The sequence below is a fragment of the Lentzea sp. NPDC060358 genome (assembly GCF_042725365.1).
In the GTDB taxonomy this organism is placed as follows: domain Bacteria; phylum Actinomycetota; class Actinomycetes; order Mycobacteriales; family Pseudonocardiaceae; genus Lentzea.
In genome coordinates this window covers 1-23778 of record NZ_JBHXCW010000115.1, presented here as the reverse complement: position 1 = coordinate 23778, position 23778 = coordinate 1, and the positions used below count along the sequence as shown (strand labels likewise).

At 70.6% G+C, this 23778-nt stretch carries 17 protein-coding genes; 9 read left to right on the top strand and 8 right to left on the bottom strand.

The features are described from left to right. Positions 1 to 887, bottom strand: an 887-nt coding sequence (gene pip, locus ACFWGZ_RS23450) for a prolyl aminopeptidase (protein WP_382453699.1), incomplete at its 3' end; no start/stop codon positions are given. A 538-nt stretch (positions 888 to 1425) separates the two neighbouring features. On the opposite strand from pip, the gene ACFWGZ_RS23445 reads away from it, so the two are divergent. Further along, the gene (locus ACFWGZ_RS23445; RefSeq protein WP_382453698.1) at positions 1426 to 2295 is read left to right on the top strand and encodes a hypothetical protein; all 870 of its coding nucleotides are present in this window, start codon (positions 1426 to 1428) and stop codon (positions 2293 to 2295) included. 51 nt (positions 2296 to 2346) lie between these two features. On the opposite strand, the gene panB is transcribed toward ACFWGZ_RS23445, so the two are convergent. Continuing rightward, on the bottom strand, positions 2347 to 3201 hold the full coding sequence (gene panB / locus ACFWGZ_RS23440) for a 3-methyl-2-oxobutanoate hydroxymethyltransferase (protein ID WP_382453697.1): 855 nt from the start codon (positions 3199 to 3201) through the stop codon (positions 2347 to 2349). A 132-nt stretch (positions 3202 to 3333) separates the two neighbouring features. Further along, positions 3334 to 4179 (bottom strand): alpha/beta fold hydrolase, encoded by an 846-nt coding sequence (locus tag ACFWGZ_RS23435; protein ID WP_382453696.1) that lies wholly within the window; start codon positions 4177 to 4179, stop codon positions 3334 to 3336. A gap of 21 nt (positions 4180 to 4200) precedes the next feature. On the opposite strand from ACFWGZ_RS23435, the gene lysX reads away from it, so the two are divergent. The 4 genes from lysX to ACFWGZ_RS23415 all read left to right on the top strand — a co-directional run bounded on the left by lysX (position 4201) and on the right by ACFWGZ_RS23415 (position 9537). Continuing rightward, positions 4201 to 7443: a bifunctional lysylphosphatidylglycerol synthetase/lysine--tRNA ligase LysX gene (gene lysX, locus ACFWGZ_RS23430; RefSeq protein ID WP_382453695.1), complete on the top strand. Its 3243-nt coding sequence runs from the start codon at positions 4201 to 4203 to the stop codon at positions 7441 to 7443. 69 nt (positions 7444 to 7512) lie between these two features. Beyond that, positions 7513 to 8595, top strand: coding sequence for a helix-turn-helix domain-containing protein (locus ACFWGZ_RS23425; RefSeq protein ID WP_382453694.1), 1083 nt, complete (start codon positions 7513 to 7515; stop codon positions 8593 to 8595). Then, complete coding sequence (locus ACFWGZ_RS23420; RefSeq protein WP_382453693.1) at positions 8592 to 9128, top strand: hypothetical protein; 537 nt, start codon at positions 8592 to 8594, stop codon at positions 9126 to 9128. The genes ACFWGZ_RS23425 and ACFWGZ_RS23420 overlap by 4 nt, the downstream gene beginning before the upstream one ends. A gap of 31 nt (positions 9129 to 9159) precedes the next feature. After that, positions 9160 to 9537, top strand: a complete 378-nt coding sequence (locus tag ACFWGZ_RS23415) for a VOC family protein (protein ID WP_382453692.1) — start codon at positions 9160 to 9162, stop codon at positions 9535 to 9537. On the opposite strand, the gene ACFWGZ_RS23410 is transcribed toward ACFWGZ_RS23415, so the two are convergent. The 3 genes from ACFWGZ_RS23410 to ACFWGZ_RS23400 all read right to left on the bottom strand — a co-directional run bounded on the left by ACFWGZ_RS23410 (position 9522) and on the right by ACFWGZ_RS23400 (position 13189). Further along, positions 9522 to 10169 (bottom strand): response regulator, encoded by a 648-nt coding sequence (locus ACFWGZ_RS23410; protein WP_382453691.1) that lies wholly within the window; start codon positions 10167 to 10169, stop codon positions 9522 to 9524. The genes ACFWGZ_RS23415 and ACFWGZ_RS23410 overlap by 16 nt on opposite strands. A gap of 4 nt (positions 10170 to 10173) precedes the next feature. Next, positions 10174 to 11364 carry a sensor histidine kinase gene (locus ACFWGZ_RS23405; RefSeq protein WP_382453690.1) on the bottom strand — a complete coding sequence of 397 codons (1191 nt, stop codon included), beginning with the start codon at positions 11362 to 11364 and terminating at the stop codon, positions 10174 to 10176. A gap of 112 nt (positions 11365 to 11476) precedes the next feature. Next, complete coding sequence (locus ACFWGZ_RS23400; protein WP_382453689.1) at positions 11477 to 13189, bottom strand: NAD+ synthase; 1713 nt, start codon at positions 13187 to 13189, stop codon at positions 11477 to 11479. A 29-nt stretch (positions 13190 to 13218) separates the two neighbouring features. Between ACFWGZ_RS23400 and ACFWGZ_RS23395 the strand changes: the two genes are divergently transcribed. Both ACFWGZ_RS23395 and ACFWGZ_RS23390 read left to right on the top strand, forming a co-directional pair. After that, positions 13219 to 14784 carry an alpha/beta hydrolase gene (locus ACFWGZ_RS23395; protein ID WP_382453688.1) on the top strand — a complete coding sequence of 522 codons (1566 nt, stop codon included), beginning with the start codon at positions 13219 to 13221 and terminating at the stop codon, positions 14782 to 14784. Continuing rightward, on the top strand, positions 14784 to 16307 hold the full coding sequence (locus ACFWGZ_RS23390; RefSeq protein ID WP_382453687.1) for an alpha/beta hydrolase: 1524 nt from the start codon (positions 14784 to 14786) through the stop codon (positions 16305 to 16307). Before ACFWGZ_RS23395 ends, ACFWGZ_RS23390 begins: the two co-directional genes overlap by 1 nt. Here the strand turns inward: ACFWGZ_RS23390 and ACFWGZ_RS23385 are convergent. Then, positions 16262 to 17773 carry an MFS transporter gene (locus ACFWGZ_RS23385; RefSeq protein ID WP_382453686.1) on the bottom strand — a complete coding sequence of 504 codons (1512 nt, stop codon included), beginning with the start codon at positions 17771 to 17773 and terminating at the stop codon, positions 16262 to 16264. The genes ACFWGZ_RS23390 and ACFWGZ_RS23385 overlap by 46 nt on opposite strands. After that, on the bottom strand, positions 17774 to 18325 hold the full coding sequence (locus tag ACFWGZ_RS23380) for an LppX_LprAFG lipoprotein (RefSeq protein ID WP_382453685.1): 552 nt from the start codon (positions 18323 to 18325) through the stop codon (positions 17774 to 17776). A gap of 125 nt (positions 18326 to 18450) precedes the next feature. On the opposite strand from ACFWGZ_RS23380, the gene ACFWGZ_RS23375 reads away from it, so the two are divergent. After that, positions 18451 to 19794, top strand: a complete 1344-nt coding sequence (locus tag ACFWGZ_RS23375) for a glutamine synthetase family protein (protein ID WP_382453684.1) — start codon at positions 18451 to 18453, stop codon at positions 19792 to 19794. Between the two features lie 19 nt (positions 19795 to 19813). Next, positions 19814 to 23344 (top strand): FkbM family methyltransferase, encoded by a 3531-nt coding sequence (locus tag ACFWGZ_RS23370; protein WP_382453683.1) that lies wholly within the window; start codon positions 19814 to 19816, stop codon positions 23342 to 23344. The last annotated feature ends 434 nt before the right edge of the window (positions 23345 to 23778 follow it).

The window sequence follows — 23778 nt, the reverse complement described above, 5'->3', positions numbered from 1 at the left end:
TCGTAGGCGTGCCCGGCGTCCGGCACGATCACCAGCTCCGACCCCGGCCAGGCCTTGTGCAGGTCCCAGGCCGACACCGGCGGGGTCGCGATGTCGTAGCGGCCCTGCACGATCACGCCGGGGACGTCCCGCAGCCGCGCGGCGTCCCTGATGAGCTGGCCCTCCTCGAGCCAGCCGCGGTGGACGAAGTAGTGGTTCTCGATCCGCGCGAACGCCAGCGCGTACTCCGGCACGGCGAACTCCGCCACCAGTTCCGGCCGGGGCAGCAGCGTCACGGTCGCGCCCTCCCACGTGCTCCACGCGACCGCCGCCGGCCCGTGCACCGCGGGGTCGGGGTCCGCGAGCAGCCGCGCGTACAGCTCGACGGGGTCGCCGTCCATCCCGGCGATCGGCTCCAGGAACCTCTCCCACAGGTCGGGGAAGAGGTGGGCCGTCCCGCCGCGGTAGTACCAGTCCAGTTCGGACGTCCGCAGCGTGAAGATGCCGCGCAGCACCAGTTCCGTGACGCGGTCGGTGTGCTTCTCGGCGTAGGCCAGCGCGAGCGTCGAGCCCCACGAGCCGCCGAACACCTGCCACCGCTCGATGCCCAGCGACGACCGCAGCCGTTCCATGTCCTCGACGAGGTGCCAGGTCGTGTTCGCCGACAGGTCGCCCGTCGTCGAGGCGTGCGGCAGCGAACGCCCGCAGCCCCGCTGGTCGAAGAGCACGATGCGGTAGGCGGACGGGTCGAACAGGCGGCGGTGCGACGGCGAGCAGCCGCCGCCGGGGCCGCCGTGCAGGAACACGACGGGTTTGCCGTCCGGGTTGCCGCACTCCTCCCAGTACACGAGGTTGCCGTCACCGGTGTCCAGGTGGCCCGACGCGTGGGGTTCGATCTCCGGGTACATGGGCCCATCGTCGGGCACGGGGCCCGGATCGCGAAGAGGACGTCGATCACCTGCGCGTTCGTCGCGATCTGCGGCCGTCCGGTCGCGGGGTGTAGGCTGCCCGGCGGGAAACAGGTTCGCCTGCGGTGCGTCGTACCGGGGCAACCCAACCGCGGTCGTCCGGCCGCACCTCGGGTGCGAGCTGGACGACGGCGCGGTGTTCTTCGAGGTCAGCGCCTGCGCTGCGGGTGCCGAGCCGCCTTCTGCCGCGGTCGTGACCCTTCGCCGATCAACACCGCCGCCACTTCGCCCGCGGTGCATCCCGGCTGCCCCCTTGCGCACGTCCCGCCCTGAGCACGTCGCTCAGGCGGTTCACCGCGCGCTCACGCAGATGGGCGACTTCAGCACGCGCAATCCCTTGACCAGCAAGGAGGTGAGCAGGGATGACCCCTGACCACGTGATCGGCACCGCCCTGCGCCGCGCAGGTTCTCGCGGGTGGTGAGCGTGGCGAACGACGTCACCGCCCGCCCGCCCAACTCCGCATCGGAGGCATGACCCATGCCCGACCTGTGGCTCCCGGGGTTCGAACGCTGGGAACTCCCCGGCGTCCCCGGCGTGCCCTACGACGAGTACGACGATCCCAAGGCGTTGCTGCACACCACCGAGGGGAGCAGCATCGAGGGCGCGGTGAACGCGTACGCGCCCTACCCGCCGCAGTTGATCGTCGACCCGTTCCGCAGGCGCAAGGTCCAGCACATCCCCATCAACCTCGGCGGTTACGCGTTGTGGAACGCCGACGCCGACGACTCGCGCTGCATCCAGGTCGAGATCGTCGGCTTCGCGTCGCAGTCCCACACCTGGCCCGACGACGTGCTGAGATGGCTCGGCGAGGAGATGGCCCGGCCGCTGCACGAGTACGGCGGTGTGCCGTACGTCGTGGTGTGGAAGGGCTTCCGCCGTGACGGCGAGATGCCGTACCCGCTCGCGACCCCGTCGAGCCCGTTGCGGCTCACGCAGTACGAGCTCGACTCGTTCTCCGGCTTCCTCGGCCACCAGCACATCCCCGGTGACGACCACTGGGACCCCGGCGGCCTGAACGTCGGCCGCATTCTCGAGCACGCCCAGAACAAGGAGGAGCTCCCCTTGAACATCATGGGGCAGGACGGCAAGTGGTACCCCGCCGAGCAGGTGTTCTTCTGGCTCGGCCAGGACCTGCGCCGCATCGAGGCGAAGGTCGACGCGATGACCGGCGCCCTGACCGACGACGAGGCGAAGGTGCTCGCCACCGTGCGTTCGCTGCCCACCGACGGTGACGTCGAGGCGTTCGCCGCCGCGGTCGCGGCCCAGATGCCGCCGGGCATGACGCCGGACCAGGTCCGCGACGCGCTCGCCGCCGTCATGGTCCGCACCGAGAACGCCCCGGAGTAACGGGAAACCCCGTGCACCGGTGGGAAAACCGGTGCACGGGGCCCGCGTGGCTCAGTGGAAGGTGTGCTCCGGGCCGGGGAACTGCTGCCCGCGCACCTCGTCGGCGAACTCCTTCGCCGCGCCCAGCATGACGTTGCCGATGTCGGCGTAGCGCTTGACGAAGCGAGGCGCCTTGCCGCGGTTCAGGCCCATCATGTCCTGCCACACGAGCACCTGGGCGTCGGTGTCCGGGCCGGCGCCGATGCCGACGGTCGGGATCACGAGGTCGTGGGTGATCTGCTTCGCGACCTCGGCGGTCACCATCTCCAGCACGACCGCGAACGCGCCCGCCTCCTGCACCGCCAGCGCGTCCTGCAGCACGACGTCGTGGTTCTCGTGCCGGCCCTGGACGCGGTAGCCGCCGAGCTGGTGCTCGGACTGCGGGGTGAAGCCGATGTGCGCCATGACCGGGATGCCGGCGGCGGTGATCGCGCGGATGTGCGGCGCGAAGTAGGCGCCGCCCTCCAGCTTGACCGCGTGCGCCTGGCCTTCCTTCATGAACCTCACGGCCGTCGCGACGGCCTGCTCCACCGACACCTGGTAGGAGCCGAACGGCAGGTCGGCGACGACGAGCGAGCGCTTCACCGACCGGGTCACCGCGCGCACGAGGGGGATCAGCTCGTCCACCGTGACCGGCAGCGACGAGTCGTGCCCGTAGACGGTGTTGGCCGCCGAGTCACCGACCAGCAGGACGGGGATGCCGGCCTCGTCGAAGATCGAGGCGGTGAACGTGTCGTACGAGGTGAGCATCGGCCACGCCTCGCCCCGTTCCTTCATCTCCCGCAGGTGGTGGACGCGAACGCGCTTGGCCGGGGGCTTCTGGCCCGCTCCGGAGCCGTAGGGCGCGGAAACTTCGGCAGTGGTCATCGTCGACCGTCCTTTCCTCGAGGCCCGCGTGCGCGGGTCCCCGGGCGCTTGGTGCACGGTTGCCGGACACCAGAGTGGCACCGCCGAGGGGGAACCGGCAGGGGATGCGGCGGGCCTCACAACGGATGTGCGTCACTGCACCGATTCCGGCAGCCCTTTCAGCACCTCCCGCACAGCCATCACCACGGCGTCGGGCCGGTCCATCTGGATCATGTGCCGGCTGCCGGGCACGGGCACGTTGCGCCCCCACGGCACGAGGCCGGCCAACGACCGGTGTTCCGGCCAGATCCTGCGACCGGCCGTGAGCACGAGGAACGGCACGCGGGGCAGCGACCGGCGGGTGCGCAGTCGTTCCAGCGTCGCCACCTGACCGGGGTAGGACGCGAGCTCCCACAGCGCCGCCCGGCCGACACCGGGCCGCCGGTAGACCAGTTCGACCAGGTCCGCGGGTGCGGGATCGGTCACACCCAGCGTCGAGGCGGCGGTCAGCCAGTTGCGGAACGAGTGCCCGAACCGGCGGGTGGCGCGGGCGCCGAGCCAGCGGCTGCCGAACGCGCGCATGCCCTGCGCGAGCACCGCCGAGACGTCGAACGGCGCTCCCGCGCCCGGCGTCTCGGTGTCCGGGTCGAGCAGCACGATCCCCTCGACGCGGTGCGGCCGCAGCCGGGCATAGGCCTCGACGTGCATCGATGCCATCGAATGACCGACCAGGACGGCCCGGGGGACCCCGCGCAGCACCGCGTCGAGCACCGCCACCTCGCGCGCCAGCGACGGCCCGCGCCGCGCCGGTCCGCTCAGGCCGAGGCCGGGCCGGTCGAACACGACGACCCGTGCGGACGGCTCCAGCAGCCGCACCGTCCGGTCCCAGTCGAACCACGCGCCGCCGAGGCCCGAACTGAGCACGACGACCGGGTGTTCGACACGCCCGGACGACGCGACATGCACCCGTCCTGCCGAAGACGGAATCATGGCTGACATCGGCCGACCTCGGGAGTTGATGTGGCACCGGCGTGGAAGTGGAAGACGGCGGGCACGATCGCTACGATCGTGCAGTTGGCCGGTGTGCTGTCGCTGTTGCGGGTGATCCTGCCCGAGGACAGCTGGTTCACCGAAGTCGCGGACGGCATCGGGTTCTTCTTCGGCCTGCCGATCGACGGCAACCTCTTCATCGCACTGGTGTTCTTCGTGCTCGGCGCCGCCCTGCGCAGGCACAAGCGCGCGGCCCTGTGGGCGCTGCTGCTGTTCCAGGCCATCGGCCTCGCGCTGGTCGGCTTCATCATGGTCATCCTGGCCCTGGCACCTGAAGAAATCCTGGACGAGGGCGAGAAGCCGCACTGGGGTTTCCTCGGCATCGGGGTCGCGACCTCGGTGCTGTTCGTGGTGCTGCTGCTCGCGACGCGGGAGGCGTTCCCCGCCCGGCTGCCGCGCGGCGCCTGGAAGCAAGCGCTTGCGTCGTTCGTGCTGGGCATGCTCCTGCTGGTCGGCGTCGGCTGGGCGCTCACCGAGTTCTTCCCCGGCAGGCTGGTCCAGCAGACCGACAAGCTCGCGTGGGCGGCGAACCAGGCCACGGGTGAGGTCGTGCGGCTCGGCCGGCTCGACATCCCCGAGGGCCCGCAGTGGCTCAGCGTGGTGCTGGGCCTGCTCGGCACGCTCGTCGCGATCCGCGCGATGTACCTGTTCTTCCGCGGCGTCCGCACCCAGAGCATGATCACCGGCGAGCAGGAGCTCGACGTGCGGCGGCTGCTCGCGGCCGACGGCGAACCGGACTCGCTGGGCTACTTCGCGACCCGCCGCGACAAGAGCGTGGTGTTCGCCGCCTCCGGGCGCGCGGCGCTGACGTACCGGGTGATCGGCGGCGTCACGCTGGCCTCGGCCGACCCGGTCGGCGACGAGGAGGCCTGGCCGGAGGCCGTGCTCGCGTGGCTGTCCGAGGCGCGGACCTACGGCTGGCTGCCGGGCGTGCTCGGCGCGTCCGAGCGCGGCGCGCAGGTCTACTCCGACGCGGGCCTCAAGGCGCTGGAGATCGGCGACGAGGCGATCCTCGACGTCCGCGAGTTCAACCTCGCCGGCCCGGAACGGCGGGGGCTGCGCCAGGCGGTGTCCCGCGTCGAACGCGCCGGGTACACCGCGCGCGTGCGCCGGCACAGCGAGATCGCGCCGGACGAGATGGCGTCCATCCTGGACCGCGCGGAGGCGTGGCGCGGCGCCGAGACCGAGCGCGGGTTCTCGATGGCGCTGGGGCGCCTGGGGGATCCGAGCGATGGCCGGTGCGTGATGGTCGAGGCCTACGACGCCTCGGGCGCGTTGCGCGGACTGCTGTCGTTCGTGCCGTGGGGCCGCCGGGGCGTGTCGCTGGACCTCATGCGCCGCGACCGGGGCGCGGAGAACGGCCTCAACGAGTACATGGTCGCCCAGCTCGCCGGTGCCGCCGGACATCTCGGCGTGCAGCGGATCTCGCTGAACTTCGCGATGTTCCGCGCGGTGTTCGAGGAGGGCGAGAAGATCGGCGCGGGACCGGTGCTGCGGGCGTGGCGCGGCGTGCTGTCCCTCGCGTCGCGGTTCTTCCAGCTGGAGTCGCTGTACCGGTCGAACGCGAAGTACCTGCCGGAGTGGGAGCCGCGGTTCCTCTGCTACGAGCGCTCGCGGTCGCTGCCCCGCGTCAGCATCGCGGCCGGTGTCGCCGAGGGGTTCGTGCCGTCGCTGCGGTCGCTGCGCAAGCGGGCGCTGCAGAAGACCGACGTCAGCGACGACTTCGCTGCCAAGGTCGCCGAGATCGACGCGATCAAGGTCGAGCCCAAGGCCGTGCGGCGGCCGGAGCAGGTCCGGGTGCGGATCGCGAAGGTCGAACGGCTGATGTCCGAGGGCGTCGACCCGTATCCGGTGGGGTTCGAGCGCACGGACCTGCTCGCCGCCGCACGGGAGCGCTTCGGCGAGGACGTCTCCGTCACCGGGCGGGTGGTGGCGTTGCGGGAGATGGGCAAGCTCTGCTTCGCGCGGATCAGGGACTTCGGCGGTGAGATCCAGCTGATGCTGACCGTCGACTCGCTCGGCGACGGCCTGGCGTCGTGGAAGTCCGACGTCGACCTCGGCGACCACGTGGGCGTCACCGGGCGGGTCGTGAAGTCCGACCACGGCGAGATCTCCGTGCTGGCGACGTCGTGGACGATGACGGCGAAGTGCCTGCACCCGTTGCCGGACAAGCGCAAGGGCTTCACCGACCCGGAGGCGCGCGTCCGCCAGCGCTACCTCGACCTGGTGGTCAACTCCGACTCGGCGGCGCTGCTGAAGCTGCGCAGCGACGTGATCCGCAGCGTGCGGGAGTTCCTGCACGCGCACTCGTACCTCGAGGTCGAGACGCCGATGCTGCAGGCGGTGCACGGCGGCGCGAACGCCCGGCCGTTCGTCACCCACATCAACGCCTACGACATGCGGATGTACCTGCGGATCGCACCGGAGCTGTACCTGAAGCGGCTCTGCGTGGCGGGCGTGGACCGGGTGTTCGAGCTCAACCGCAACTTCCGCAACGAGGGCGCGGACGCCACCCACAACCCCGAGTTCACGATGCTCGAGGCCTACCAGTCCTACGCGGACTACCGGGTGATGCTCGACCTGGTGCGCACGCTGATCCAGCACGCGGCGCGCGAGGCCTTCGACGCCGAGGTGGCGCACCGGCCGGAGGGCGTCTTCGACATCTCCGGGGAGTGGCCGGTGGTCCCGGTCTACACGGCCGTGTCCTCGGCGCTGGAGGCTCCCGTCACGCCGGACACGCCGGTCCCGGAGCTGCGGTCGCTGCTGTCGGCGCGCGGCGTGGAGGTCAACGACGACTGGGACCACGGCCAGCTCGTGCAGGAGGCGTACGACTCGTTCGTCGAGGCCACCACCGTCGGGCCGACGTTCTACATCGACTTCCCGACCTCGGTGTCGCCGCTGACCCGGCAGCACCGCGAGGACCCGCGCCTGGCCGAGCGCTGGGACCTGGTGGCGTTCGGGGCGGAGATCGGCACGGCCTACTCGGAGCTCACGGACCCGCTGGAGCAGCGGCGGCGGCTGGAGGCGCAGTCGCTGAAGGCCGCGTCCGGCGACGTCGAGGCGATGGAGCTGGACGAGGACTTCCTGCGGGCGCTGGAACACGGCATGCCGCCGACCGGCGGGCTCGGCATGGGCGTGGACCGGTTGCTGATGATGCTCACCGGCACGTCGATCCGGCAGACCGTGCTGTTCCCGTTCGTGCGGCCCACCTGAGAGGCACCACATCAGTCACGCTCCGTGGCCGAATGTGACACAGCTATCAGCCTGTGCGAAAATCGCACCATGACCGAGGTGCGAGGGTGGAGCCAGGTGGGCGAGCGCGTGCGCGACGCCCGAATCGGTGCTGGTCTCTCCCAGGCAGAGCTCGGCGCGGCCCTGATGCTCGATCGGACCATGATCGCCAAGATCGAAGCGGGCACGCGGAAGGTGGACGCCCTCGAGCTGACCAGGCTCGCGGCCGCGCTGGACGTTCCTCTGGACTACTTCCTCCACACCGCTCCCGCGGTGTTGTCCAGGCGCGCCGAACTGAGCGAGGACACCGCCACGGACGCGGGCAGGCAGGCGTACCGCCTGGAAGCCCGTCTGGAGGCGTGGGCGCGAGATGTCCGGCAACTCATCGACCTGGGCACGCTGGCACCTCGCGAGCCGTACCGCTGCCGGGGTGCTGTTGCGGCCGAAGACGATGCGAGGCGGGTCGCGTTGCAGATCAGACGGGACGCGGGCCTGGCCCTCGACCCGATCGAGACGTTGATGGATCTCTGCGAACGGCAGGGACAGTTCGTTCTCGTCACCGATCTGCGAGGAGACGGTGCGTCGATGGTGGTCGACGACGAGCTCGCCGTGGCAGTGGTCAGTTCGTTCACCGACCCCGGTCGCCGTCGAGCGACTGCGGCGCACGAGCTCGGACACATGGTGCTCGGAGATCCCTACTCCAACGACATAGGAGTTCACGCGTCTCTTCGCGACCGGGAAGCGGTGGTCGACGCGTTCGCGGCGGAGTTGCTGCTCCCCTCCGACGTGGTGGCCACGGCGAACGGACGGCAGGACCTCGTCGAGTTGGCGGCCCGGTATCGCACCTCGTGGTCATTGGCGATTCGCCAGGCGCAGCTGGTCGAGGTCGTCGACGCGGCCGAGGGGCGTTTGTGGCGACAGCGGACACCGACCAAGGCCGAGTTGATGGACGCGGTCGGGTGGGCTCCCCAACCCGATCTCGACGCCATCCGAGTCCCTCGTGACTACGCCAAGGCCGTGATGGAGGCGTACAAGCGAAACCTGCTGACGTCGTCGCGCGTCGTGGAGCTCATGCACGGGCAGGTCGTGGAGAACGACCTGCCCATACCGCCCGATGACGACGTGGCGCCATGACGCGCAGTTCGCCGCTGGTCCTGGACACCATGTGCCTGACGCACTTCGCCCTGATCGAACGGCTCGACGTGCTGGGCGACCTTCTGAGCGGCCGGGACTGCTGGACCACGGTGATCGTCAAGGGCGAGATCGAGGAAGGTGCGGAGAAGTACCCGCTTCTTCGCAATGCTCTCGACCTTCCGTGGCTGCACGTCGAAGCGCTGGACGAAATCCACTCGATACTTCTCTTCGAGAAGTGGTCGCGGGTGATCGGTACGTCCGATCGCGATCATGGTGAGGCAAGCGTGTTCGCGGCCAGCGAGCTGCTCGACGGCGTTGCGCTGACAGATGACAGCAAAGCGACCAAGGTGGCGCGTGCGCACGGTCTTGAGGTTCACGGCACCATCTGGCTGCTCGCTCAGTCGTGCCGTGGCGGCAAGCTGACCGAGACGGGCGCGGGCAACATCATCGACATGCTGCGCGGTAGCGACATGAGACTTCCGTGCACAGGACCGGGGTTTCCCGCATATGCGCTGAAGCACGGCCTGCTGTGAAGCCCGTGCTGTTCCCGTTCGTGCGGCCCCGATGATCGGGCGGCGGCACCACGTGGTCCTGGACTGCCCCGACCCGGCCGCTCTGGCCGAGTTCTACTCGGCACTGCTCGGGCAGCCGATCACCTACCGCGGCGACGACTGGGTGGTGGTCGCGGACGACGACACGTCGTCCGGCCTGGCCTTCCAGCGGGTCCCGGACCACCGGCCGCCCACCTGGCCGGACCCCGCGGTGCCGCAGCAGTTCCACCTCGACGTCATGGTCGAAGACCCGGCGGAGGCAGGGCCGCGCGTGGTGGCGCTGGGGGCCGTGCGGCTGGCCGGCGACGTGTGCGCCGACCCCGCCGGGCACCCGTTCTGCCTGGTCCGCAGGCCGCACTGGGCGCCGCCGATCCCTCAGTGGTCCAGGTAGGCGAGCACGGCCTGGACGCGCCGGTCGCCCGACCCGTCCTCGCTGTTGAGGCCGAGCTTCAGGAACACGTTGCCGATGTGCTTGTGCACGGCTCCCGCGCTGAGCACGAGCTTCTCGCCGATGGCGGTGTTGGACAGCCCTTCCGCCATCAGGCCGAGGACCTCGCGTTCGCGGGGTGACAGCACGCTGAGCGCGTCGTCGGCCTTGCGCCGCACCAGCAGCTGCGACACGACCTCGGGGTCGAGCGCCGTGCCGCCGTTCGCGACGCGGTGCAGCGAGTCGAGGAAGTCCGCGACCTTGCCGACGCGTTCCTTGAGCAGGTAGCCGACGCCGCCGTTGGTGCCGGCGAGCAGTTCGTGCGCGTAGCTCTGCTCGACCCACGCGCTGAGCACCAGCACCGCGAGCTTCGGGTGCCTGCGGCGCGCCTCGACGGCCGCCTTCAGGCCCTCGTCGGTGAACGTCGGCGGCATCCGCACGTCGACGACGGCGATGTCCGGCTCGTGGTCGGCGACGGCCACGAGGAAGTCGTCCGGGTTGTCGGTCGCCGCGGCGACCTCGATGCCTTCGTTGCGCAGCAACAACGTCAGCCCTTCGCGGAGCAGGGCGTCGTCTTCGGCGATCACGATGCGCATGAGGTCACTGTCCCATCGGTAGCACGACGGTGAGCACGGTGGGGCCGCCTTCGGGACTGCTGACGTCGGCGGTGCCGTCGAGCGCCCCGACCCGGCCGCGGATGCCGTCCAGTCCCGTGCCCTGCTTCTCGTCCGCGCCGCCCTTGCCGTCGTCGTGGACCACGACGACGAGCTTGTCGTCGTGGGCGGCGAGGCTGACCCTCGCGTGCCGGGCGCCGCTGTGCTTGGCCACGTTGGTGAGCGCCTCGGCCACCGCGAAGTACGCGGCCGCCTCCACCGCCGCCGGCAACCGGCCGAGGTGCTCGGCCGTGAGCACGCACGGCACCGGGCACCGGGCGGCGAGCGCCTGGATCGCGCCGTCGAGTCCGAGGTCCTCGAGCACCGGCGGGTGGATGCTGCGCACGACGTTGCGGAGCTCTTCGAGGGCGTCGCCGGCCGCGTCCTGGGCCCGCAGCAACGCCTGCAGCGCGTTGTCGGGGTTCTGCTGGAGCGTGCGTTCCGCGATGCCGAGCATCATCACGACGCCGACGAGCTTGTTCTGCGTCCCGTCGTGCAGGTTCCGCTCGATCCGCCGCAGCTCCGCGCCGTGCGCTTGCAACGCCGCGGCGCGCGTGGCGACGACCTCGGCCAGCCGCTTCTCCAGCGACGCCTTGGGCGGTGACAGCAGCTTCTCCGCCCACTTCGCGTCGAGGTCCGCGAGCCGCGGGAGCTGCGTGAGCAGGGCGGCGAGCACGAGCCCGATCGGCAGGCTCAGCAGGGCCTTCGGCCACGAGTCGACGTGCAGCCCGAACGAGTTCTCGTTGCCGCCGGGGAAGACCCACCAGAACAGCAGCACCACCGGCTGCTGCACGAACGGCCCGACGAGACCGATCGCGAGCGCACCGAACATCGTGCCGTACAGGGCGTGCGCGATCAGCCAGATCCCGTCCCGCCGGCTGTCCGGGTCGGCCAGCACCCGCTGCGCGCGGTGCAGCCACGGCCCGTCGAGCGGCGGCGGCGAGGGGATGTCGACCCCGGCGTAGCGGGCGAGCCGCCGCCGGTCGAGGTCGACGATGCGGCGGATGTGCGGCGCGGTGATCGGCAGCAACGGCAGGATGACGACGGACAGCAGCAGCACGCCGACCGCGAGCCACGTCGCGATCGCCGTCAGCAGCCCCGACGCCAGGTAGACGAAGGCCGCCCAGATCCGTTTCATGGTGAGAAACGTATCCGGGCGGGGTCCGGTCGCGCGGTGGAGCAGGCTCCACTCCTGCAGGTGGGGGCGGCGCCAGGCCCGCGGCGGGCCGTTGTGCGGCGCCGGTGCGGCCTCAGCCCTCGCGCCACCCGTTGGTGATCGGCAGCCGCCGGTCCCGCCCGAACGCCTTGTTCGAGATCTTCGTGCCCGGCGGGTACTGGCGCCGCTTGTACTCGGCCTTGTCCACCATCCGCAGCACGCGGTCCACGAGCTCCGGCGCGAACCCGGCCGCCAGCAGGTCGTCGTAGCCGCGGTCGCCCTCGACGTAGTCGTCGAGCAGGTCGTCGAGCAGCTCGTAGTCCGGCAGCGAGTCGGAGTCGACCTGGCCGGGGCGCAGCTCGGCCGACGGGGGCTTCGAGATCGAGTTCTCCGGGATCGGCGGGGTCTCGCCGCGCTTCTCCGCCTCGGCGTTGCGCCACCGGGCGAGGTCCCAGACCAGGGTCTTGAGCACGTCCTTGATCGGCGCGTAGCCGCCGACGGCGTCGCCGTAGATCGTCGAGTAGCCGACCGCGAGCTCGGACTTGTTGCCGGTCGCGAGCACCAGGTGGCCGTGCTGGTTCGACAGCGCCATCAGCAGCATGCCGCGGCACCGGGCCTGGATGTTCTCCTCGGCCAGGCCGGTCAGCGACAGCTGCGACACGTACACGTCGACCATCGCGCCGATCGGCTCGGTCGAGAAGTGCAGGCCGGTCCGCACGGCCATCTCCGACGCGTCCGAGCGCGAGTGCTCCGACGAGTACGACGACGGCATCGAGACGCCGTAGACCGAGTCGGCACCGAGAGCGTCCACGGCCAGTGCGGCCACCACGGCCGAGTCGATGCCACCGGACAGACCGAGCACCACGGACCGGAAGCCGTTCTTGTGCACGTAGTCGCGCAGGCCCGTCACGAGCGCGTGCCACACCTCGGCCTCGTCCGACAGGGGCTCGAACACGCGCGGCGCGGGCAACGGCTCGTAGGCCGGCACCGCCTCCGAGAGCGGCACACGGCGCACGGAGAAGTCGCCGATCTGGCCCTGCTCGTAGGTGCCGCCGCCGGGCAGGTCGAAGTCCACGACCATCAGGTGCTCGACGAACTGCGGCGCGCGGCCGACCAGCTGGCCGTCGGCGCCCACCACCAGCGAGTCGCCGTCGAACACCAGCTCGTCCTGGCCGCCGACGAGGTTGCAGTAGGCGAGCGGAGCGCGCGCCTCGGCCGCACGGCGCGCCACGAGCGGCAGCCGCTGGTCGTCCTTCTTGCGCTCGTAGGGCGACGCGTTGGGCGAGACCACGAGGTCGACGCCGGCCTCACCGAGCGCGGTGATCGGGCCGCCGTCCTGCCACAGGTCCTCGCAGATCACCATGCCGACCTCGACGCCGTTGACGCGCACGACGTCGAGCGACGAACCGGGCTTGAAGTAGCGCCGCTCGTCGAACACGCCGTAGTTGGGCAGGTGGTGCTTCGACTGACGGGCCACCACGCGTCCGCCGGACAGCACGGCTGCCGCGTTGCGCGGCCCCACCGAGTCGTGCTCCAGGTAGCCGACGACCGCGGCGACGTCGCCCAGGCCCGCCGCGTCCAGCGACACCGCCAGCGCCTCCAGTGCCTCGGCCGACGCGCGGGCGAACGACGTGCGGATCGCGAGGTCCTCGACCGGGTAGCCGGTCAGCACCATCTCGGGGAAGACGACCAGGTGCGCGCCTGCCTCACGGGCCTTGCGCGTCCAGTCCACGACCAGCGAAGCGTTGCCCGAAAGATCGCCCACAGTGGCGTTGACCTGGGCGAGCGCGATTCGAAGCTGCGGCATGCCCCCATCATCTCCCATACCATCGGGCTGTGGTCCGTCTCTTGAGCGTGTTGCTCGTCATTCCGCTGCTCGCGTCCTGCACGTCGGTCATCGAGGGCGGGCCCAAGCCCGGCGTCACCCTCGAGAAGGCCGGTCCGGCAGGCCCCGTCCCCGCCGGGCTCGAGGAGTTCTACGGCCAGCAGGTCGCCTGGCAGGACTGCTCCTCGTTCGCGACCACCGGGTCCAGTCGGCAGGCCTACGGCAGCAAGCGCGACGTCGAGTGCTCTCGCGTCCAGGTCCCGCTCGACTACGCCAAGCCCACCGGCGACAAGATCACCATCGGCGTGCTCCGGTACAAGGCCACGGGGGACAGGATCGGCTCGCTGCTGATCAACCCCGGCGGTCCCGGCGCGTCCGGCATGGCGGCCGCCGCGGGCATGGTCTCCGACTACCGCAAGACCGAGCTCGGGAAGCGGTTCGACCTCATCGGGTTCGACCCGCGGGGCATCGGGGCGAGCGAACCGGCGGTCCGCTGCCTCACCGGACCGGAGCGCGACGCCGAGCGGCTGGACCTCGATCTGGACACCAGCCCGGCCGGAATCGCCCAAACGGAGCAGGAGAACAAGGCATACGCCGACAAGTGTGCCGCCGGGACAAAATTCGGGGCTTCAATGCTCGCCAACTTGGGCACGCGGGACGTAGTTAAGGACATGGATGTCCTCCGCTCTGCGCTCGGCGACGCGAAGCTGAGCTACGTCGGCTACTCGTACGGCACCCGTATAGGCACCGAGTACGCCGAGACCTTCCCCCAGAACGTGCGCGCGCTCATCCTCGACGGTGCCGTCGATCCCGGCCAGGACCCGCTCGCGTCGCTGGTCGCCCAGGCCGCCGGGTTCCAGAAGGCGTTCGACGAGTTCGTGAAGTGGTGCCGCGAGAAGGGCGACTGCCCGCTCACCGGCGGCGACGCCAACGCGAGCTTCCGGCAGCTCACGACACCGCTGATCGGAAAGCCCGTCGACGTCGGCGACCGCAAGCTCGGCTACAACGACGCCATCACGGCGACGATCCAGGCGCTGTACTCGGAGCAGCTGTGGCCGGTCCTGCTCAACGGCCTCACGGAGCTCAAGAACGGCAAGGGCCGGGTGCTGCTGGCCCTGGCCGACGCCTACTTCGACCGCGACGACCAGGGCGAGTACTCGACCATCACGGACGCGTTCAGCGCCGTGCACTGCGTCGACGACCCGCGGCTTACGGACAAGAACGCGCTGCTGGAGTCCGCGCGGGCCTACAAGGCCGCCGCCCCGTTCCTCGACGACGGCAACCCGCCCGGCGCGGCGCTCGACTCGTGCGCGTTCTGGCCCGCCCCGGTCACGGCCCGCACCGGCCCGCCCAAGGCTGACGGCATCCCGCCGCTGCTGGTCATCTCGACGACCGGTGACCCGGCGACGCCCTACGAGGCCGGTGTGAACCTGGCCAAGGCGCTCAACTCGCGGCTGCTCACCTTCGAGGGCGTGCAGCACACGGTCTTCCTGCAGGGCGAGAAGTGCGTGGACGACGCCGGCGTGAAGTACCTGATCGACCAGACCCTCCCCGCCGACGGAACCCGGTGCGCCTAATGACGAAGAGGCGATCCCGAGTCACCGCGGCCCTGTTCGCCTTGATCATCGTCCTCGGCACGTCCACGTCCTTCGCGCGCATCGACGGCTCTCCCGTCGCCGCGCGCAAGGGACTCGAACGCTTCTACGCGCAGACGTTGTCGTGGGGTGCCTGCCAGCCCTACGCGACCGATGCGAAGAGCAAGACCCTGTTCGAGCGTGAGGGCATCCAGTGCTCGCGTCTGCAGGTTCCGCTCGACTACGGGAAGCCGGACATCGGGACGATCACCGTGGGACTGCTGCGCAGGACCGCCACGGAACAAGGGCGGCGCGTCGGTTCGTTGGTGGTGAACCCCGGCGGACCCGGCGGTTCGGGCATGGCGCACGTCGCGAACATGCAGGCGGGCAACCCGGTCGGCAAGCGGTTCGACGTGGTGGGCTTCGACCCGCGCGGCGTCGGCGCGAGCCAGCCGCGCGTGCAGTGCCTGACCGACGCCGAACGCGACGCGCAGCGGCTCCGCCCCAAGGGCGAGACCGCGAACGCCGTCGAGACGGAGAACAAGTTCTTCGTGGACAAGTGCGCCCAACGCAGCGGCATCGACCTGCTGCGCAACGTCGGCACGAGGGACGTCGTGCGGGACGTGGACGTGCTGCGCGCCGCGTTGGGGGAGAAGAAGCTGAGCTACCTCGGCTACTCCTACGGCACGCGGCTGGGCACGTTGTACGCCGAGATGTTCCCCCGCAACGTGCGCGCGATGGTGCTCGACGGCGCGGTGGAGGTCGACGGCGACAAGGTGGCGGCGTCGGCACGGCAGGCGCAGGGCTTCGAGGAGTCGTTCGAGCGGTTCGCGGGCTGGTGCGCCCAGCGCGACTGTCCCATCGGCACGGACGTCAAGGCGGCGGAGTCGAAGTTCCGGCAGATGATCGAGCCGCTCAAGAAGACCCCGCTGCAGGTCGGCGAGCGCAAGCTGTCCCATTCGGACGCGAACACCGCCATCATCCAGGCGATGTACACGGACCGGCTGTGGGAGACCGCGCTCAAGGGCCTGCAGGAGCTGCGGCAGAACCGGGGCACGACCCTGCTGCAGCTCGCCGACCAGTACCTCGGCCGCGCCGCGGACGGCAGCTACAGCCGCATCCAGGACGCGTTCGTGGCCATCCGCTGCGTCGACGAGCCGCCGGTCAAGGACCGCGCCACCCTGGAGTCCAACCGTCGGAGGCTGTTGGAACTGCTGGGCAACGACACCGTCCCGACCGACGAGACCGCGCTCGGCCCGTGCGCGTTCTGGCCGGCCCCGCACACGTCGGAACCGCACCCCCCGACGGTGAAGGGCCTGCCGCAGGTGCTGGTGGTCTCGACGACCGGTGACCCGGCGACGCCCTACCAATCCGGTGTGGACCTCGCGCAGGCGCTGGGTGCGCGGTTGCTGACGTACAACGGCAACCAGCACACGGCGTTCCTCGCGGGCATCGGCTGCGTGGACGGCGTGGGCACGAACTACCTGGTCGACCTGAGGCTGCCCGAGACCGACTCGGTCTGCTGACGGCCAGGCAGGAGGACTGACCCCAGCGCTCCGAGCGCGCAGATGACCGACGTGATCAGGAAGATCTCGTGGTACTCGGTGAGCAGCGCCTCGGTGAGCCCGCGCTGGTAGTCGGCCATCTGCCGCTGGAACTCAGCGGGTTCGACGCCGAACGGCAGCGGCGTGTTCAGGTCTGCCGTCAGCTCGCGGAAGCGGTGCAGTCCCCACGCGGACAGCGCCGCGACACCGACGAGCATGCCCGTCATGCGCGCGACGACGACGAACGCCGACGCGACGCCGTGGCGCACGGCGGGCACCACGCGCAGCACAGCGCCGGACAACGGCGCGATGACCAGCCCCAGCCCGAAACCGGCGATGGCCAGGTCACGCGTGAGCACCCACCCGCTGACGTCGGCGGGCCACTGCGCGATGAACACGTACGACACCGACGCGATCGCGAGGCCGGTGAACGACACCCACCGGTCGCCGAAGCGCGCGGCGAGGAACCCGCCCAGCACGGCACCGACCGGCAGGGCGACCAGGAACCGGGTCAGCAGCGTCGCCGCGGCCGCCGAGTCCCGGCGCAGCACCGTCTGCGCGAACAGCTCCACGTCCACCAGCGTCACCATCAGCGCCGCACCGGCCGCGAGGGAGACGCCGAGCACGGCCCAGAACGGCCGCCACCGCACGCCTTCCGGGTCGATCAGCTTCGTCCCGGCCCGCCGTTCCCACACGAAGAACCCGGCGAGCACCGCGACCGCCGCGACGACCGCCGGCCAGCCCCACGACGGCAGCACCGACTCGGCGGGCGTCGGGTTGTAGAGCGCGGCCACCAACAACGACAACGCGAGGGCGAGCAGAACACCGCCCACGACGTCGATGCGCACCTCGCGCCGTGTGTTCGGCACGGTCCGGTGCACGACCACCATCGCGATGACCGCCAACGGCACGTTGACCCAGAACACCCACCGCCAGCTCTGCGGCTCCCACGCCTCGAACAACGGCATCGCGTTGAACAGCGTCGCGACACCGATCCCGTACAACGTGCCGAGGACGGACCCCAGCTCCTGCGCCGCTCCCACCGTCCCGAGCGCCGACGACCTGCGGTTCTCCTCCCACAGGTCCGCGACCAGGGCCATCGTCACCGGCAGCAGCGCGCCCCCGGCCAGGCCCTGCACCACCCGCCCGGTCACGAGCAGCGGCACGTCCCCGGCCAGCGCCGTGACGACCGACCCGACCAGGAACCCGAGCAGCGACACCTGCAGGACGAACCGCCGCCCGAGCCGGTCCGACAGCTGCCCGAGCAACGGCATCCCGGCCACGTACCCGAGCAGGTAGCCGGTGACGATCGGCGTCGCCTGCTCCAGCTCGTTCACCGCGATGCCGAGATCGCGCACCATGTCTGTGAGGACACCGACGACGACGTACGCGTCGAGGGCCCCCAGCAGAACGGCCGCGCCGGACGCGGCGAGAGCGACTCGTCTCATCTACGCGGGAGCCGTGACCGTGACGGGCTTGTCGAAGTCCGTCAGCCCGACCTCGACCTTCTGCCCGCCCGGCAGCTCGAACAGCGCGCTCTTGAGCTTCTTGTCGCCCCCGACCGAGAACGTCGACTTCACGTCCGACCCGATGCCCGGCACCAGCCCGGCCGCCACGTCCTTCGGCACGGTCGCCTCGACCACCGACACGTCACCGGCCGACTTCGTCTTCGCGTCCTTCGCGCTGGCCAGGACCTTGGCCACGCCCTTGTCCGGGTTCAGGATCGCGGACGGGTCGTACACCTGCCCCGCGAACGCCGCCGGCAGCTTGGTGAACCCGCCGGTCGGGCCCTTGAAGTGCAGGTTCCCGCCGGTCAGCACGTACTCGATCGACAGCAGCTGCCCGCCGAACGTGACCTTCGCGGTGCCCTTCGAGTCACCGGCCGAGGTGAGGTCGCCGTCGGCGTCCTTCACCGGCACGTCCGGGAGCTCGCCGTCCACCTTGATCGTGAAGTGGACCGTCTTCACCGAGCGCATCGACTCGGCCGACTGCGAGAGCAAGGTCGCACCATCGGGGAGATCTCCACCGGACGTGCAGCTCGTGAGCAGGGCGAGTGCGCAAACCAACAACCAACGGGCGGACATGCGTTGATCGTAGAAGGTGCCGGGGCCTTAAGCTGCGCCCTATGGACCGCCAGCAGGAGTTCGTGCTCCGCACGCTCGAGGAACGCGACATCCGGTTCGTCCGGCTCTGGTTCACCGACGTCCTGGGCTTCTTGAAGTCCGTGGCGGTCGCCCCGGCCGAGCTCGAGGGCGCCTTCAGCGAGGGCATCGGCTTCGACGGCTCCGCCATCGAGGGCTTCGCGCGCGTCTACGAGTCGGACATGGTCGCGAAGCCCGACCCGGCGACGTTCCAGGTGCTGCCGTGGCAGACGCCGGAGGGCACGAACTACTCCGCGCGCATGTTCTGCGACATCACCATGCCGGACGGCTCCCCGTCGTGGGCCGACCCGCGCCACGTGCTGCGCCGCACGCTCTCGAAGGCCAGCGAGGCGGGCTTCACCTGCTACGTGCACCCCGAGATCGAGTTCTTCCTGCTCAAGGACCTGCCGGGGCACGGCGGCGAGCCCGAGCCCGCGGACAACGGCGGGTTCTTCGACCAGACCTCGCACGAGACGGCCACGCACTTCCGCCGCCACGCCATCGAGGCGCTGGAGGCCATGGGCATCTCCGTCGAGTTCAGCCACCACGAGGGCGCACCCGGCCAGCAGGAGATCGACCTGCGCTACGCCGACGCGCTGACCATGGCGGACAACGTCATGACGTTCCGGTACGTGGTGAAGGAGGTCGCGATCACGCAGGGCGTGCGCGCCTCGTTCATGCCCAAGCCGTTCACCGACCAGCCGGGCTCGGGCATGCACACGCACTTCTCGCTGTTCGAGGGCGACCGCAACGCCTTCTACGACGAGGAAGACCCCTACCAGCTCTCCGACATCGGCAAGCAGTTCGTCGCGGGCATCCTCAAGCACGCGCGCGAGATCTCCGGCGTCACGAACCAGTGGGTCAACTCGTACAAGCGGCTCATCGTCGGCGGTGAGGCACCCACGGCCGTGTGCTGGGGTCACGCCAACCGCTCCGCGCTGGTCCGCGTGCCGATGTACTCGCCGGGCAAGTCGTCGTCGCGCCGTGTCGAGGTCCGGTCGCTCGACTCCGCGTGCAACCCGTACCTCGCCTACTCGGTGATCCTGGCCGCCGGCCTCAAGGGCATCGAGAAGGGCTACGAGCTGCCGCCGCCCGCCGAGGACGACGTGTGGTCGCTGACGGACCGTGAACGGCGCGCCGCCGGGTACGCCAACCTGCCGCAGAACCTGGGCGAGGCGCTCACCGAGATGGAGAACTCGGAGCTGCTCCCCGAGGCCCTGGGCGAGCACGTCTACGACTTCTTCCTGCGCAACAAGAGGACGGAGTGGGACGCGTACCGTCGAAGCGTCACCCCGTACGAGTTGCGCACTCTTCTTCCCGTGCTGTGAGGCCGATACGTTGCTCTCCGTGACAGAGGTACCCCAGTTCCAGCCGACCATCTGCGCCTGCACGGTCGCCACGGCGGCGGAGCTGCCCGCGGTCAAGGTCCTGTCCGGCTCGTTCCTCGCGGAGCACCCCGAGGGGCGGTTCGTCGCGCTCGTCGTCGACGCGCAGCCCGAGCACGCCGGACCCGGCCTGATGACGCCGCTCGACATCGGCGTGCCCGAGGACGAGCTGCACGTGCTCGCGACCTCGCTCGACGCGCCCGCGCTGAAGGCCGCGCTGCTGCCGAGGCTGCTGGAGGCGCTGCTGTCGCAGGGCATGCCCGTGCTGTACCTCGACCCGTGGGTCCAGGTGTTCGGGTCGCTCACGAAGCTCGTGCTGGAGGCGCTGCGCACCGCACCGGTCGTGCTGCTGCCGCGCACCCTGCGGCCGCTGCCGTCCGACGGGCTGCAGCCCGGCCCCGCCGAGCTGCACGAGCTGGGCGCGTTCGACCCCGGGTTCATCGCGGTCGGCCAGGGCGCCGAGCCCTACCTCGCCTCGCTGGACATGCCGGCGATCGTCCCCCACCACGTCGTGCGCGACGCACGGGTCGGCCTGTCCGTCTGGAACGTGGCCGACCGTCCGCTGCACCGCACCGAGGCCGGCTCTCTGGCCGTGGTCGGCCAAGACCTGCTCACGGTCCACTTCCGCGGGTTCGACCCACGCCGGCCGTGGCTGCTGTCCGCCGATTTCGCCGAACGCCCCCGTGTGCTGCTCTCGGAGCACGCGGAGGTCGCCGAGCTCTGCACCGCCTACCGCGCCGAACTGGTGCGGTCCGGCTGGACCGTCGCACCCGTGCCCTACCGCTTCGGCGCCCTGATCGACGGGACGCAGATCCCGTCCGAGCTGCGCGCCGACTACCGGACGTCGGTGCTGACGCCGCCGCCCGCGTTCGGCGAGGACGGTGGGGGCGGGTTCCTCCTCTGGGCCTGTGAGCCGACCGAGCACGGCGGCACGCGCTGGGCCGACGCCGTGTGGCGTGCCGACCAGGCGCTCCAGCAGCAGTTCCCCGCACCGTTCGGCGCGGACGCCGACGCGTGGCGCGAGTGGTGCGCCGGTGCGGGCGTCGCGTCCGGCCGGCTGCCCGTGCCCGCCGTGCCGCAGCCCCGGTCCGAGGGGCCGGCGTTGCTCGACCAGCTCGGTGTGTCCGTCGTCGGGTCCGGGCCGCTGGCCGAGCTGGTGCTCGCCGCCGCCCGTGCGTCCGGCCTGCCCGTGTCGACTTCCGCCAGTTATCCCGTGGTCGTGCGCACCTCTCCAGCAGATGAGGTGCCGTCCGGGCGTTTCGTTGTCGAGGTCGCACTGGACGCCACCGCCGCGGACGACCGCACGGGCGTCAACGAACTCTGGCTGTCGTCCGACCTGTCACGAGCCGCTGCCGAACGCATCGGCGGCCCCATCGTGCGTGTGGTGCCAGTGCCCGTGCACGACCTCGGGGCGCGTGAGCACGAGTCGAGCGAAGTGGTGGTGTTCGCGGCGATCGCGGACCATGCGCTGGACCGCCCCGGCAACGTCCTCGGAGCCGTGTCCGCGTTCCTCACCGCGTTCCCCGACCGCACGGACGTCGAGCTGCGGATCGCGGTGTCCGGTGCGCTCGACCACCCGGAGGCCGCCGAGCGGCTGCGCCTCGCCACCGCCGCCGACCAGCGGATCTCCCTGGTCGACGACGAGGACGCGTGCCTGACCGCCGACGCCGTGGTGTCGCTGCACCGCGGTGGTGCCGACGACCGCATCGCGTTGCGACTGGCCGGACTGGCCGTGCGCGGCGTCCCGATCGTGGCGTCGGACCACGGCGCCGTGGCCGAGCTGTTCGGCAAGACGGCGGTTCTCGTGCCGTGTCACGCCGGTGCCGAACCCGACGTGCAGGCCGCCTCGCGACTGCTGCGCTCGCTGGCCGACGATCTGCCCACCGCTGCCGCACTGGGTACCGCCGCACGGGAGCACGTGCTGTCCGTGCGGTCCGTCGCGCGCGTCAGCGAGATCCTCCGCGAACGGGTGGAGCACGCGTACCGGGGATGGCGCGCGCGCCGCCCCAAGCCGAAGCCCGAGGTCGACCCGATGCTCGCGCTGCAGTCGGCCAAGCACGCGCTGCTTCGCCAGCCGACCGTGGACGGACCGCACCGCACGCCGATGGCGCCCGCGCTGCGCAAGGTCGTCCTGCGCGCGCTGGACCACTACGACAACCACATGCGCCAGGTGCTGCACACCCTGATCGACGGGGTCGAGCGCACCGTGGCCGAGCTGGTCAACCGGCAGGACGCGCTCAAGGCGGGTGTCGGCGCGGGCGAGCTGGAACTGCTGCGCGCCGAGGTCGAGCAGGTCGCCGAACGCCAGACCCACTTCGGCGACCAGCTGATCGGCGTCGACGACGGCGTCGTGCGGGTGCGCGCCGACATGGCCGGTCAGGGCCGCCGCCTGCGCGACATCGAGGACGCCGTCGTCGCCGAGGCCGCCAAGCGCGCCAAGGCCACCGACGTGCTGGCCGAGCGGATCGACCGGCTGACCGTGGCGCTCGACCGCACGCTCGACCGGATCGACGGCCTCGAGTCCAAGGTCGTCGAGGTCTTCCGCGAGCGCGACTCGCGGCTGGACGCCGCCATCCGCACCGCCCACCAGGCGCAGCAGACCGCCGACGCGCTGCGGCGCGTGGTCGTCCGCCAGCACGAGGCCTCCGGTGACCTGCCCGAGGTGCGGTCGTCGCTGGTCCTGTGCGACGCGGGCATGATGCGGCTGCCGTCCGACGACGCGTTCATGCTCCCGCTGCTGTCGTCCAACGGGGTGTGGGAGCCGGAGCTCGCCGAGCTGCTCGACTCCGTGCTTGAACCGGACGGGATCTTCCTCGACGTCGGCGCGTACGTCGGCTACCACTCGATCCGGGTGCTGTCGCGGCTCGGGCTGATGGGCGCGGTCGTGTCCGTCGAACCCGATGCCTCGGCCGCCGCGCTGCTGCGGCACAACGTCGCGGCGAACCTGCCGGTCGCCGTCGCCGAGCGGCTCACCGTGATCGAGGGCGCGGCGTGGGAGAGCCCCGGCGAACTGGCTGCCTCGCCGACGCTGACCGGGGGCATCTCGGTGTCGCCCCTGGCGGACGACGCGGGCGAGGACGTCGCGCGGGTCCGGTCGGTGCGCCTGGACAAGGAGCTCGAGGACATCGCCCTGGTGCAGGGGATGAAGCTCTCGGTCGTACGGGTAGACACGCCCGGCCGCGGTCATCGCGCGCTGGCCGGCCTCGTCCGGTTGCTGCGCCGCGACCGGCCGCACGTGTTCCTGGAGTTCTCCGCGACCGCGACGGCCGACTTCGGTGACGATCCGGTGACGGTCCTCAAGGAGTTCGGCGTCTGGGGCTACGACCTGGTCCCGCTGGCGACCCGCCAGCCGGCCGCGCCGGACCAGATCGTGAAGGCGATGGAGGGACTTCGTTCCATCTCCCTGTGGCTCCGGCCGCGTCCGGTCGGGGCCAAGCCGACTGCTCCGTCCCCGTCCGTTCCGATCAAGCAGCCCGCTGACCAGGCGATTTGACTTTGATCGGGCCCGTGAGTAACTTTCTCCAAGTCGCAAGCGAGACCCCGGAACGAGCGGTTGACACCGCGGATCGGGCCGGGTAAAGTCTCACGGCGTCAAACCCCCAGAAGTGAATCTACGGCCTACCGTGCTGTCCGGGATCCGATAAAGACCCCGATTTGACACCGGAAAAGCCACTCGGATAACTTCTGAACCAAGCCAAAAACTGAATGCGAAGCGAGTTTGCGCGGAGCCGAGATCGACGGAAACGCCGATTTGACAAAGCGAAAACGAACTGGCTAAGCTTTCAACACAAGCCCCGAGAGAAACTCTCCGAAAACGGAGAACGGATCCGGTGAGCGCGTGTTCTTTGAGAACTCAACAGCGTGCCGAAACACAGCCAGTAATATGAATACTCCTCGTCAGGAGTATTCCTTTGAGTAGCAAGACCA